Annotated in this window: 9 protein-coding genes; 1 reads left to right on the forward strand and 8 read right to left on the reverse strand. The window is 67.1% G+C overall.

Going from position 1 to position 12,885, the window contains the following annotated elements:
* From ntrC to glnA, 3 genes are all read right to left on the reverse strand, one after another.
* Positions 1-1,248, reverse strand: a 1,248-nt coding sequence (gene ntrC / locus G3N99_RS23620) for a nitrogen regulation protein NR(I) (RefSeq protein WP_206123599.1), incomplete at its 3' end; no start/stop codon positions are given.
* Between the two features lie 46 nt (positions 1,249-1,294).
* Positions 1,295-2,437, reverse strand: coding sequence for a nitrogen regulation protein NR(II) (glnL, locus tag G3N99_RS23625; protein ID WP_166960338.1), 1,143 nt, complete (start codon positions 2,435-2,437; stop codon positions 1,295-1,297).
* Positions 2,438-2,596: 159 nt separating this feature from the next.
* A complete protein-coding gene (glnA, locus tag G3N99_RS23630; protein ID WP_011352587.1) occupies positions 2,597-4,012 on the reverse strand; it encodes a type I glutamate--ammonia ligase in 1,416 nt (471 codons plus the stop codon).
* 405 nt (positions 4,013-4,417) lie between these two features.
* Between glnA and G3N99_RS23635 the strand changes: the two genes are divergently transcribed.
* A complete protein-coding gene (locus tag G3N99_RS23635) occupies positions 4,418-4,882 on the forward strand; it encodes a rhodanese-like domain-containing protein (protein WP_174941830.1) in 465 nt (154 codons plus the stop codon).
* Positions 4,883-4,997: 115 nt separating this feature from the next.
* Here the strand turns inward: G3N99_RS23635 and G3N99_RS23640 are convergent, their stop codons facing one another.
* From G3N99_RS23640 to hrpA, 5 genes are all read right to left on the reverse strand, one after another.
* Positions 4,998-5,813 (reverse strand): molybdopterin-binding protein, encoded by an 816-nt coding sequence (locus tag G3N99_RS23640; RefSeq protein WP_206123600.1) that lies wholly within the window; start codon positions 5,811-5,813, stop codon positions 4,998-5,000.
* A complete protein-coding gene (locus tag G3N99_RS23645) occupies positions 5,810-6,637 on the reverse strand; it encodes an EI24 domain-containing protein (RefSeq protein ID WP_206123601.1) in 828 nt (275 codons plus the stop codon). The genes G3N99_RS23640 and G3N99_RS23645 overlap by 4 nt, the downstream gene beginning before the upstream one ends.
* Before the next feature lie 111 nt (positions 6,638-6,748).
* The gene (locus tag G3N99_RS23650; RefSeq protein ID WP_174941825.1) at positions 6,749-7,723 is read right to left on the reverse strand and encodes a sterol desaturase family protein; all 975 of its coding nucleotides are present in this window, start codon (positions 7,721-7,723) and stop codon (positions 6,749-6,751) included.
* Positions 7,724-7,739: 16 nt separating this feature from the next.
* On the reverse strand, positions 7,740-8,729 hold the full coding sequence (locus tag G3N99_RS23655) for a beta-propeller fold lactonase family protein (RefSeq protein WP_027786950.1): 990 nt from the start codon (positions 8,727-8,729) through the stop codon (positions 7,740-7,742).
* Positions 8,730-8,909: 180 nt separating this feature from the next.
* Positions 8,910-12,830, reverse strand: coding sequence for an ATP-dependent RNA helicase HrpA (hrpA, locus tag G3N99_RS23660; protein ID WP_206123602.1), 3,921 nt, complete (start codon positions 12,828-12,830; stop codon positions 8,910-8,912).
* Positions 12,831-12,885 lie beyond the last annotated feature (55 nt).

A 12,885-nucleotide genomic window follows, 5' to 3' on the forward strand; every position in this document is an offset into this window, starting at 1 on the left:
CGGCGCCGCACCGATCGCCGGTTGCCCGAGCGCCGTATCGCCACCGCTGACGTGCGCATCCACACCGTCGCCCGTCGCGACCACCGGCGCGCCGGCCGGCACGAGGTCGGGCGGCAGGTCCTTGATCTCGACCGTCTGCGCGGGCGCCATCACAGTCAGCCAGTTCGCGAGGTTCTCGAGCTGGCGCACGTTGCCGGGAAACGCCAGCGACGTGAGATACACCAGTGCTTCGTCGGACACGCGCTTCGGCTCGACGCCGAGATCGCGCGCGCTCTTCTGCAGGAAGTGGCGCGTGAGCAGCGCGATGTCCTCGCTGCGTTCGCGCAGCGGCGGCAGGCGCAGCCGGATCACGTTGAGCCGGTGGTAAAGGTCTTCGCGGAACAGCCCCTGCCGCACGCGCGATTCGAGATTCTGGTGCGTCGCGGCGATCACGCGAACATTCGCGCGCAGCGGGTTGTGGCCGCCGACCCGATAGAACTGCCCGTCCGACAGCACGCGCAACAGGCGCGTCTGCAGGTCGAACGGCATGTCGCCGATTTCGTCGAGGAACAGCGTGCCGTTCTCGGCCTGCTCGAAGCGGCCCTGCCGCGTCGTCTGCGCGCCGGTGAACGCGCCGCGCTCATGGCCGAACAGCTCGGATTCGAGCAGGTCCTTCGGAATCGCCGCGGTGTTCAGCGCGATGAACGGCCCGTTCGCACGCGGGCTGTGACGGTGCAGCGCACGCGCGACGAGCTCCTTGCCGGTGCCCGATTCGCCGGTGATCAGCACGGTCGCGGCCGAGTGCGACAGGCGGCCGATCGCGCGGAACATGTCCTGCATCGCGGGCGCCTGGCCGAGCATCTCGGGCGCCTCGGCCACGCGCTCGTCCTGCGGCGCGCCGCCGCGCAGGCTTTCCTCGACCGCGCGGCGGATCAGCTCGACCGCCTTGTCGACGTCGAACGGCTTCGCGAGATATTCGAACGCGCCGCCCTGGAACGCCGCAACGGCGCTGTCGAGATCGGAGAACGCCGTCATGATGATGACGGGCAGGCCCGGCAGGCGCTCGTGCATCGCCTGCAGCAACTCGAGGCCCGAGCCGCCCGGCATCCGGATGTCGGATACGAGCACCTGCGGGGTCTCGTGGTCGAGCGCGGCCAGCGCGTCACGCACGTTCGCGAAGCTCTTCGTCGCGAAGCTGTCCCGGGCGAGCGCCTTTTCGAGCACCCAGCGGATCGATTGGTCGTCGTCTACTATCCAGATCGGCTTCATAGGTCGGTCAGATATTGGTGAATCTGGTGAATCGCCATGCCGCCGCTCAATGGTCGAGCGGCAGCAGGATCTGAAATTCGGTACGTCCAGGCCGGCTTTCGACCTCGATCATCCCGTCGTGCTGCTGCACGAACGTCTGCGCCAGCGTGAGGCCGAGGCCGCTGCCGTCGTCGCGCCCGGACACGAGCGGGTAGAAGATCCGGTCGCGGATTTCCTCCGGAATGCCGGGCCCGTTGTCGATCACGTGCAAGTCCAGTGCCAGCCGGTACAGGCGCTTCGCGATCGTCACCTTGCGCGCGATGCGCGTGCGCAGCTCGATCTTCGCGTCGCCCTGCGCGATCCGTTCGCGCAGCGCCTGCGCGGCGTTGCGCACGATGTTGAGCAGCGCCTGGATCAGTTGCTCCTTGTCGCCCCGCAGGTCCGGCACGCTCACGTCGTAGTCGCGCTCGATCGTGAGCCCGCGCGGGAATTCCGCGAGCATCACCGCGCGCACGCGTTCGCACACTTCATGAATGTTCACGTCGCCGACGATGTGCGGATGCCGGTGCGGCTCCAGCAACCGGTCGACGAGCGTCTGCAGGCGGTCGGACTCCTTGATGATCACCTGCGTGTATTCGCGCAACTCGCCGCGCTCGCGCTCGCCAAGCTCGAATTCGAGCAGCTGGGCGGCGCCGCGAATGCCGCCGAGCGGATTCTTGATCTCGTGCGCGAGGTTGCGGATCAGCTGCTTGTTGACCGCAGTCAGGTCGTGGATGCGCTCCTCGCGATCGGTGCGCGACTGCCGCTCGTTCTCGAACAGCTCGACCAGCACGAAATCGGGCGAGGTCTCGAGAAAGCCGACGATCGCATGCACGTGCAGCGGTTCGCGGCCGGGCCGGTCGAGCACGGTATCGAGGTGCGTCGCGTGAAAGCGTTCCTCGCCGATCGCGGTGATCGTCGATGCCAGCTCGTTCGCATTCGGAAAAATCTCGCCCCACGGCCGCTGCGCGAGCTGCCGGCGCGAGATGTCGAGCATCGCCTCGGCGGACGGGTTCGCGAACGCGATCCGCAGCGTCTTGCGGTCGAGCACGATCACGACCGTCGGCAGCGCTTCCAGCCCCGCCAGCAGGCCCGAGCGTGCGAGCCGCTCGTCGTCCGTCAGTCGCTCGGGCTGCCCCGTTTTCGCCTTGATCAGATTCTTCAGAACCATCTGCGTGCTTGTCGCGCCTCTACGGGCCAGAAATGGAAATCACCGGAACAAAAAAGGGACGGCTGGACGCCGCCCCTTTCAGACTCCGCCGTTCCCGCCGCAGGCCGCGCGACGGGAACGAACCGGCATGACGGCGCTGAATCGAAGCGCCATCGCCGATTAGAGCGAGTAGTACATCTCGAACTCGATCGGGTGCGTCGTCATGCGGAACTTCGCCAGCTCCTGCTCCTTCAGCGCAAGGTACGCGTCCAGCATGCCGTCCGTGAACACGCCACCGCGCGTCAGGAACTCGCGATCCTTGTCGAGTGCTTCGAGTGCCTGATCGAGGCCCGCGCACACGGTCGGGATCTTTGCATCTTCTTCCGGCGGCAGGTCGTACAGGTTCTTGTCCGCTGCTTCGCCCGGATGGATCTTGTTCTGGATCCCGTCGAGGCCTGCCATCATCAGTGCCGAGAACAACAGGTACGGGTTCGCCATCGGATCCGGGAAGCGCGTTTCGATACGGCGGCCCTTCGGGTTCGACACGTGCGGAATGCGGATCGATGCCGAACGGTTGCGTGCCGAGTAGGCGAGCTTGACCGGCGCTTCGAAGTGCGGGACCAGACGCTTGTACGAGTTCGTCGTCGGGTTCGTGATCGCGTTCAGCGCGCGAGCGTGCTTGATGATGCCGCCGATGTAGAACAGCGCCATTTCCGACAGGCCGGCGTAGCCGTTGCCCGCGAACAGGTTCTGGCCGTCCTTCCAGATCGACTGGTGAACGTGCATGCCCGAACCGTTGTCGCCGACGATCGGCTTCGGCATGAAGGTTGCCGTCTTGCCGTACGAGTGCGCGACGTTATGGATGATGTACTTCGACCATTGCGTCCAGTCGGCGCGCTCGACCAGCGTCGAGAACTTCGTGCCGATTTCGTTCTGGCCCTGGCCCGCCACTTCGTGGTGGTGCACTTCGACCGGGATGCCGAGCTGTTCGAGCAGCAGGCACATTTCCGAACGCATGTCCTGGAACGTGTCGACCGGCGCGACCGGGAAGTAGCCGCCCTTCGTGCCCGGACGGTGGCCCGTGTTGCCGCCTTCGAATTCCTTGGCCGACGACCACGGCGCTTCTTCCGAGTTGATCTTCACGAAGCAGCCCGACATGTCCGTGCTCCACTGGACCGAGTCGAAAATGAAGAATTCCGGTTCCGGACCGAAGTAGGCGGTGTCGCCGATGCCCGTGCTCTTCAGGTACGCTTCCGCGCGCTTCGCGAGCGAACGCGGGTCGCGTTCGTAGCCCTTGCCGTCAGCCGGCTCGACCACGTCGCAGGTCAGCACCAGGGTCGACTCTTCATAGAACGGGTCGACGAAGGCGGCGTTCGGGTCCGGCATGAGCAGCATGTCCGACGCCTCGATGCCCTTCCAGCCGGCGATCGACGAGCCGTCGAATGCATGGCCGCTTTCGAACTTGTCTTCGTCAAACGCCGAAACCGGCACCGACACGTGCTGTTCCTTGCCGCGCGTATCCGTGAAGCGGAAATCGACAAACTTGACGTCCTCGTCCTTCACGAGCTGCATGACGTCGGCGACGGTTTTACTCATAACCTCTTCTCCTGATTGAACAATTCCGGCGGACTGGGAACCGCCTCGTTTATCGAGCTGACCGGGGTCTTGCTTTGGCGCAGCGCGCCCCGATTCGACCGAATCCTATAAAGCAGCTTCCGTGCCACCTATGCGCAAGATTGGCGCGAATCGCGCCAGCGCTCGTCGCGACGGGGCTGTGCTGCGCGATTCCGGGGCCCGGCCTCGCACCGCCTGGCCACCGAAAGCACCGCGATGGTGCAATCGTTGGAGCACGCCGCGCCCACGGAATCATTTTGGTGCATGCGCGCCATTCTGCACTCTTTTGGTGAACGCGTGTGGGGTGCGCGCACCGTACTCCACGCGGACATCCGTGCCGCGACGCCGCGCTAGAATGTTCGTTTGACCGATAGGAGACTCCCTGCCATGAGTACGCTCGACCAGCTTTACGCGAAGGCCGACGAACGCCGCGCACAAGCCGCGCTCAACTACGCCGGGGCGCTGCTGCCGGCCGAGGCCTTCGAACTGCTGCAGCTCGATCCGTCGGCTCGCCTCGTCGACGTGCGCACCCGCGCCGAACTCGACTGGATCGGCCGCCCGCTCGTCGGCGACGGCCAATACCTGCACCTCGAGTGGACGCGCTACCCGGGCGGCGTGCCGAACGCCGAATTCGTCAACGAACTGAAGGCGGCCCTCCCGGCTGATACGCCCATCCTGTTCCTGTGCCGCAGCGCCGCGCGCTCGAAGCTCGCCGCGGTCGCCTCCACGCAGGCCGGCTACACGAAGGCGTTCGACCTGCTCGAAGGCTTCGAGGGCGCCAAGGACGCCGAAGGCCATCGCAAGACGGTCGACGGCTGGTGCTTCCGAAAACTGCCGTGGATCGGCGCCTGACGGCACGCCGCTCCGGCCGGTTGCGACGACCCCATCGTCGAGCCGGGCGATGACATGCCGATGACGGGCCGCGTTGCGCGGCCCGTGGCTTTTGTGCGACCGGTCGAGGGGCCGCTCAGGTGCGCGGCATATCGGGTTCGACGACGTCGCCGCCGAGCAGGTGCACGCCTTCGCGCAGCTTCACGTACGCGGCCGCGACCGCTTCGGGCTCGCCCTTCACGCCGAGGTCGATGTGACGGCGCGCATAGATCCCGCCGCGCTCCGCATCGCCGACGCTCGGCAGGCTGAACACGCGCACGCCCGGGAAATCGCGCTCGATGCGCTCCATCAGCGGTGTGAGCGTCGATTCCGGCAGCTCGAACACGTACAGCGAGCGCTCCGCGTGCGGCGTCGCGTGATGCAGGTGCGCGTACTTCGTGTCGAGCACCCATTCGATCATCGGCCACGCCATCACCGGGAAGCCCGGCACGAAGTGCAGGTCGCCGACCGAGAAACCGGGAATCCGGTTGTAGCCGTTCGGGATGATCGTCGCGCCCACCGGGAACACGCCCATGTTGAAGCGGTGCTGGTTCTCCGGTGACTCGAAATCGACCGGTGTGGCCGGATCGGTGTGCGTTTCGCGGATCCGCTCCGAAATCAGCACCTTCGCTTCCGGATGCAGCTCGAGCGGCACGCCGATCGCGGCCGCCGCGCACTGGCGCGTGTGGTCGTCCGGCGTCGCGCCGATGCCGCCCGTCGAGAACACGATGTCGCCCGACGCGATCGCGCGCGCAAGAGTCGCCGTGATGCGCGCCGGATCGTCGCCGACGTATTCGGCCCAGTCGAGCGTGAGGCCGCGCGCGCCGAGCAGCTCGATGACCTTCGCCAGATGCTTGTCCTGCCGGCGGCCCGAAAGGATTTCGTCGCCGATGATGATGATGCCGATGCTCATGCCTGCCCCATGTCGATTGCGGTGGCGCGCGAACTCGCACGCAGGTCCTCCAGCGCGCGCAGGCAGTAATGCCCGAACCACAGCGCCGAGAAGACGAGGATGAAAGCGTAAACCCAGATCATGGCGGCCGCGACGAATGGAAACAGCACCATCATCCAGACCGACGATACCCATACGAAGGTCGGCACGGTGCCGAGCAGCCCGGTCGCGACGCCGATGCCGATCAGCGGCCAGCGGTGCTGCCGCACGAGCGCGCGGCGCTCGTCGCGGCTCGCATGCAGCGCGAGCGCGTCGTAAGCCATCACGCGGTACGTGAGCCAGCCCCAGATCACGGGCGGCAGCAGCGCGAAGAACGGCGGAATCAGCCACAGCGGAATGGTGACGACGAGCACGATCACGCCGGCGATCGCTGCGCCCAGCGAATTGAACACGCTGCCGAAGAAGGTGCCGCCCCGCTTCGCCTCGAGCGCCGCGAACTGCCGGTTCGACAGGTGCTTGATCACGACCGGCATCGAAATCGTCGCGATCAGCAGCAGCACGGTCAGGACGATCAGCGGAATCGCGAGCGACACGACCACGAACGGCGCGACGACCGCATGCAGCTGCGACATGCCGATCGCGTCGAACGCGCGGTACAGCATGGCCGTCAGCACGAAGCCGTCGAGCGCGCCGCGTGCGAGGTCCAGCAGCGACTGCCACGAGAACCACAGCACGGCGCCCCACAGGACGGCCGAGACGAGAAACGGCATCAGGGTGAGCCACAGCATGCGCGGATGCAGTGCGCTCGCCAATGCGCGGACGAAGGAACGCAGCAGGTCGTTCATGCGAGCCTGTATCGACGGAGAAAAACGGGGAAAGGATAAACCACGCGGCCCGCATGCGCCAAAGCACATGCGGGCCGCGTGGGAGAGCCGCTCAACGTGAAAATGGCCGGATCAGGCCGATGCCGCGCCGCGCTTGGCGGGGAACAGGCGCCGGAAGATCCGCACGAACGCGAGGCCGTGCTGCGCCCAGAAGCCTTCGCCGTAGGACACGCCCTCGACCTGGTCGCGGATGCCGGTCGGCTCGACCGTGCGGCTCCACGACGCGGTGCCGAACATCATGTCCCACCACGGGAACAGCACGCCAAAGTTGCAGCCGTACTTCGTGCCTTCGTGGCCGTAGCCGACCGCGTGGTGGCGGCGGTGGAAGATCGGGCTCACCAACAGGCGCTCGCCGAGCCAGCCGAACGGCAGCCGCGCATTCGTATGCTGAATGCTCTGCATGAAGTTGGTGAACGCGGTCAGCACGACGAACTGCGACGGCGTCACACCGATCACGAGCGCGATCGCCGCGAAGAAGCACGACTGGATCACGTCGTCGAGCACGTGGTTGCGGTCGTCGCACCACAGCGACATCTGGCGCTGGCTGTGATGCACGGCGTGCAGCTCCCACCAGATGCCGAACTTGTGCTGCCAGCGGTGATACCAGTAGCCGGCGAAATCGAGCACGACGAGATAGATCGCGAACGTGACGATCGGTTTCGAGGTCACGCCCGGCCACAGGTAGTCGAGGTTGAGGTTCGCGACGCCGTGCAGGCGCAGCCACGCCTGGAAGTTGTCGAACAGCGGCTGCAGCGCGAAGAAGAAGAACAGCGAGTAGATGCCGAGCTTCGCGATCGCCGTGTATATCACGTCGACCCGCACGGCACGGCGGTTCGTCCAGCGCTCGACGGGCAGCAGCGCCTCGAGCGGGCGCAGCAGCACGAACATCAGGACCATCTGCAGCGCGCCGACGATCACCCAGTACAGCGCGTCGTAGGTGTCCTCGTCATAGTCCATCAGGTTGAACTTGAAGAGGAGCGGCTGCACGACGTCGACGTACAGCCAGGTCTGGATGTCCGATACGAATGCATCGATCAGGTGCAGCATCGTTCTCCCCCGCCCGTCACGCGCCGTTCGCGGCGCGCCACGGCGCGCGGTCGTAGAAATAGATGCCGTGCGGCGAGCGGCCGACGGCAATCGTCTGCACCAGCTTGCGCGACGCCAGGTCGATGATCCCGACCTTCTTCGCGAAGCGGAACGTCACCCACAGCGTCTTCTTGTCGGCGGACAGCTCCATGTCGTCCGGGCCCGGCAGCAGGCCGGTGATGTCGCCGACGTTGGTGAGCGTGTTCTCGTCGATGATGCTGATCGTGTTCGCGACCCGGTTCGTCACCGCGACGTGCGTGCCGTCGGCGAGCGAGCGGAAGTTGTGCGCGCCCTTGCCGGTGTAGATCTGCTTGACGACCTTCTGGTTGCGCCAGTCGACCACCGCGACGTAATCCGCGCCGGTCATCCCGACGAGCAGGTACTTGTCGTCCGGCGTGAGCCACAGGCCGGCCGGCACCTTGCCGACCTTCATCTTCCACTTGACCGTCTGCGTCGGCAGGTCGATCGCCGCGATCTCGCCGGAGACCTGCAGCGACACGAGCAGCGTCTTGCTGTCCTTCGTGAATGCCAGGTGGCTCGGCATGACTTCGAGCGGCACGCGCTTCACGAGCTTCAGGTCGCGGCCGTCGTAGCCGTAGATGTCGACGCGGTCGAGTCGCAGGCCGGCCGCCGCGAACCACTTGCGGTCGGGCGAGAAGCCGAGCTGGTAAGGATCGTCGATCCCTTCGACGGTGCGCTGCAGCTTGCCCGTCTTCGGATCGAGGAACATCAGGCTGTTCGAGACCGAATTTGCAACGATCAGCGACGAATTGTCGGGCGTCGCCATCAGGTGATGCGGTTCCTTGCCGGTCGGCATCGTGCCGACGACCTGGCGGGTCTGCTGATCGATCAGGGAAAGCGTCGCTTCGGCCGAATTGAGGATGATGACGTTATTCGCGTGTGCGGCGGGCGCCAGCACGGCGGCGGCCAGCGCGAGCGTGCGGCCGAGGGAAAGGAAAGTGCGCATGAAGACTCACGTCGAGGAACAACCGTCATTGTAAAACGTTCAACCGACCCGGCCGGTTGACCGAAGCCGGCATTGCGCCACTTCGACGCACGCCGCGGCGGCCCGGTCGGCCGGCGCGGCAGGCGCCGCGCGGCCGGCCGGGGCCGGCCGCCGGTGCGGGCCCGGGAAACCGATGTTGCGCTAGCGCTGCATCGACTCCCAGACCTTGTGCAGACGCTTGACAGAGACAGGCATCGGCGTGCGCAGTTCCTGCGCGAACAGCGAAATCCGCAGTTCCTCGAGCAGCCAGCGGAATTCCGCGAGCCGAGAATCGGCGACGCCGCCGCGCTGCGACACCGCGCGCTGGTACTGCTGGGCCAGCGGCAGCAGGTCGGTCGACTGCTTCGCGTCGCGTGCCGGATCGGCCTTCAGTTTGTCGATCCGCAGCGCGATGCCCTTCAGGTAGCGCGGGAAATGCGCCAGTTGCGCGTACGGCGTATCGATCACGAAGCGCTTGCCGACCAGCGCGGCAAGCTGCTGCTGCAGGTCCGCATGCGCCTGCGCGAACGGCTTCGCCTGCGCGAGCTTCTTCACGAGCCCCGCGTATTCGGCCAGGATCTGCCCGACCAGCCGCGCGATTTCCTGCGCGAGCAGGTTCAGGCGGCTCCGGCCCTCGTCGCGGCGCGCGTGGAAGCTCGCGTCGTCGTCGGGCAGCGGATCCTGCAGGCACGCGCGGTCGAGCGCCGTGTCGATCAGCTGGTCGCGCAGCTCGTCCTGCGTGCCGAGCGACATGTACTGCATCGCCATCTCGCGCAGGCCCGGCAGGTTCTTCTCGAGGAACTTGATCGGCTCCTTCAGCTGCAGCGCGAACAGCCGCCGCAGGCCGGCCCGGTGGATGCGCGCGGCCTCCTCCGGCGAATCGAACACTTCGACGTCGCAATGCGTGCCGCGATCGACGAGCGCCGGGTAGCCGTACAGCGTCTGGCCGCGCCGGCGGATCTCCAGCAGCTCGGGCAGCTTGCCGAAATTCCACGTCGTCAGGTTCTCGTAGAGCGCCGTCGCACCGGCTTCCGCCGGCGCGGCCGTCTGCGGCGCCGCGCCCTTGCCGGCCTTCGCGTTGCGGCCAGAGGCACCGGTCGTGGCGGCCGGCGCCGGCGCCTGGCCGATGGGCTGGCCGTCATCGGCATCGCCGCCGGCCGCGATCGTCGACGCCGCCGCGATCTTCTGGAACTGCTGCTGCGCCTGCGCGCCCAGCTCCTGGCGAAGCTGCGCAAGATTGCGCCCCATCGCAAGCTGGCGGCCGTGCTCGTCGATCACCTTGAAGTTCATGAACAGGTGCGCGGGCAGCGTCTCGAGCTTGAAGTCGGCCGTTTTCATCGCGATTTGCGTTTCACCACGCACGTCGGCGATCAGCGCCTCGACCAGCCCGCCCGCGCCGAAGCGCTCGCGCCCCATCCGCTCGACGAAGCCGGCCGCGTACTCGGGCAGCGGCACGCAATGCCGGCGCAGCTTCTGCGGCAGCGACTTCAGCAGCAACTGCACCTTTTCCTTCAGCATCCCCGGCACGAGCCACTCGCAGCGGCGCGCGTCGACCTGGTTCAGCGCATACAGCGGCACCGCGAGCGTCACGCCGTCGCGTGGCGTGCCGGGCTCGAAGTGATACGTGAGCGCCATCTCGACGCCGGCCATCGTCGCGCGCTTCGGGAACAGCTCGGTCGTCACGCCGGCTGCCTCGTGGCGCATCAGGTCGTCGCGCGACAGGTACAGCAGCCGCAGCTTGTCCTCGGGCTGGCCGCCCTTCTTCACTTCGTCGCGATACCAGCGCTCGAACGCGGCGCCCGTGTGAATGCCTTCCGGAATCGCCTGGTCGTAGTACGCGTAGATCAGCTCGTCGTCGACCAGCACGTCCTGCCGGCGCGACTTGTGCTCGAGCTGCTCGATGTCGGCGAGCAGCTTGCGGTTGTGCGCGAAGAACGCGAGCTTCGTGTCGAACTCGCCCTCGACCAGCGCGCCGCGAATGAACAGCTCGCGCGCCCGCGACGGATCCTGCTTGCCGAACGCGACGCGCCGGCGGTGGTAGATCGGCAGCCCGTACAGCGTCGCGCGCTCGTACGCGCTGACCTGCGCCGGGCGCTTTTCCCAGTGCGGCTCCGACAGCGACTTCTTCAGCAGGTGCGCGCCGATCTTCTCGACCCATTCGGGCTCGATCTTCGCGAGGCAGCGCGCGTACAGCCGGCTCGTCTCGACGAGCTCGGCCGCCATCACCCAGCGGCCGGCCTTCTTCGCGAGCACGGAGCCCGGCCACAGGTAGAACTTGATCCCGCGCGCGCCGAGATAGTGCGGATCGTCGTCGGCCTTCATGCCGAGGTTGCCGAGCAAGCCCGTCAACAGGGCCAGATGGACCTGTTCGTAGGTCGCCTCGACTTCGTTCAGCCGCCAGCCGTGCTCGCGCACGACGGTCAGCAGCTGCGAGTGGACGTCGCGCCACTCGCGCAGGCGCAGATGCGACAGGAAGTTCTGCCGGCACGCGTCGACGAGCTGGCGGTTCGACTTCTTGTGCGCGACGGCCTCTTCGAACCACGCCCAGATCTTCAGCCACTGCAGGAATTCGGAACGCTCGTCGGCGAACCGGCGGTGCGCCTGGTCGGCCTGCTCCTGCGCTTCGATCGGACGGTCGCGCGGATCCTGCACGGACAGTGCGCTCGCGATGATCAGCACCTCGCGCAGCGACTGCTGGTCGCGCGCGGCGAGAATCATCCTGCCGACGCGCGGGTCGAGCGGCAGCCGCGCGAGTTCGCGGCCGAGCGGCGTCAGCGCGTTGTCGTCGTCGACCGCGCCGAGCTCGTTGAGCAACTGGTAGCCGTCCGCGATCGCGCGGCCGGGCGGCGGCTCGAGGAACGGGAACGATTCGATCGCCGTCAGGTGCAGCGATTTCATCCGCAGGATCACCGACGCGAGCGACGAGCGCAGGATTTCCGGATCGGTGAAGCGCGCGCGCGCCTGGTAGTCGCTTTCCTCGTACAAGCGGATGCAGACACCGTCGGCCACGCGGCCGCAACGGCCCGCGCGCTGGTTCGCGGCCGCCTGCGAGATCGACTCGACCTGCAGCTGCTCGACCTTGTTCCGGTACGAATAGCGCTTCACGCGCGCGAGGCCCGTATCGACGACGTAGCGGATGCCCGGCACCGTCAGCGAGGTTTCGGCCACGTTGGTCGCCAGCACGATCCGGCGCGCGTTCGACGCCTTGAACACCTTGTCCTGGTCGGCCGCCGAGAGGCGCGCGAACAGCGGCAGGATCTCGGTGTGCGGCGGGTGGTGCTTGCGCAGCGCCTCGGCTGCTTCGCGGATCTCGCGCTCGCCGGGCAGGAACACCAGCACGTCGCCGGGGCCTTCGCGGCACAGCTCGTCGACCGCGTCGACGATCGCGTCCATCAGGTCGCGCTCGGCTTCGCGCGCGGTCTTCACGCGATCGCGGCCGGCGGTGCCTTCGGCGTGCTTCACGGCCGGGCGATCCTCGGCCACCGGCCGGTAGCGCATCTCGACCGGATACAGGCGCCCGCTCACCTCGATCACGGGCGCCGGACGCTCGTCGGTGCCGAAATGGCGCGCGAAGCGATCAGCGTCGATCGTCGCGGACGTGACGATCAGCTTCAGGTCCGGCCGCCTCGGCAGGATTTCCCTCAGGTAGCCGAGCAGGAAGTCGATGTTCAGGCTGCGCTCGTGCGCCTCGTCGATGATCAGCGTGTCGTACGCCTTCAGCAACGGGTCGGTCTGCGTCTCGGCGAGCAGGATCCCGTCCGTCATCAGCTTCACGGACGCGCCCGGCGCGAGATTGTCGGTAAAGCGCACCTTGTAGCCGACCACTTCGCCGAACGGCGTGCCGAGTTCCTCGGCGATCCGGCGGCCGGTGGACGATGCGGCGAGGCGGCGCGGCTGCGTATGGCCGATCAGGCCCGTGCCGCCGGCGCCGAGGCCGCGGCCCAGATCGAGACAGATCTTCGGCAGCTGCGTGGTCTTGCCCGAGCCGGTTTCGCCACAGACGATGACAACCTGATGACCGGCGATCGCGCGCGCGATTTCGTCGCGCTTGCCCGACACGGGCAGGCTTTCGGGGTACGTGATCGGCGGGACCGGGTTCGGCGCGACGACGGCGCGCGGCGGACGCTCGCGGCGCGGC

The organism is Burkholderia sp. Ac-20392 (assembly GCF_017104585.1).
Classification (GTDB): domain Bacteria; phylum Pseudomonadota; class Gammaproteobacteria; order Burkholderiales; family Burkholderiaceae; genus Burkholderia; species Burkholderia lata.

Bases quoted from the DNA above. Each gene is read 5' to 3' on its own strand.
- glnL (WP_166960338.1), bottom strand. From the start codon at position 2,437: ATGGTTCTGAAGAATCTGATCAAGGCGAAAACGGGGCAGCCCGAGCGA.
- glnA (WP_011352587.1), bottom strand. From the start codon at position 4,012: ATGAGTAAAACCGTCGCCGACGTCATGCAGCTCGTGAAGGACGAGGAC.
- G3N99_RS23635 (WP_174941830.1), top strand. From the start codon at position 4,418: ATGAGTACGCTCGACCAGCTTTACGCGAAGGCCGACGAACGCCGCGCA.
- G3N99_RS23640 (WP_206123600.1), bottom strand. From the start codon at position 5,813: ATGAGCATCGGCATCATCATCATCGGCGACGAAATCCTTTCGGGCCGC.
- G3N99_RS23645 (WP_206123601.1), bottom strand. From the start codon at position 6,637: ATGAACGACCTGCTGCGTTCCTTCGTCCGCGCATTGGCGAGCGCACTG.
- G3N99_RS23650 (WP_174941825.1), bottom strand. From the start codon at position 7,723: ATGCTGCACCTGATCGATGCATTCGTATCGGACATCCAGACCTGGCTG.
- G3N99_RS23655 (WP_027786950.1), bottom strand. From the start codon at position 8,729: ATGCGCACTTTCCTTTCCCTCGGCCGCACGCTCGCGCTGGCCGCCGCC.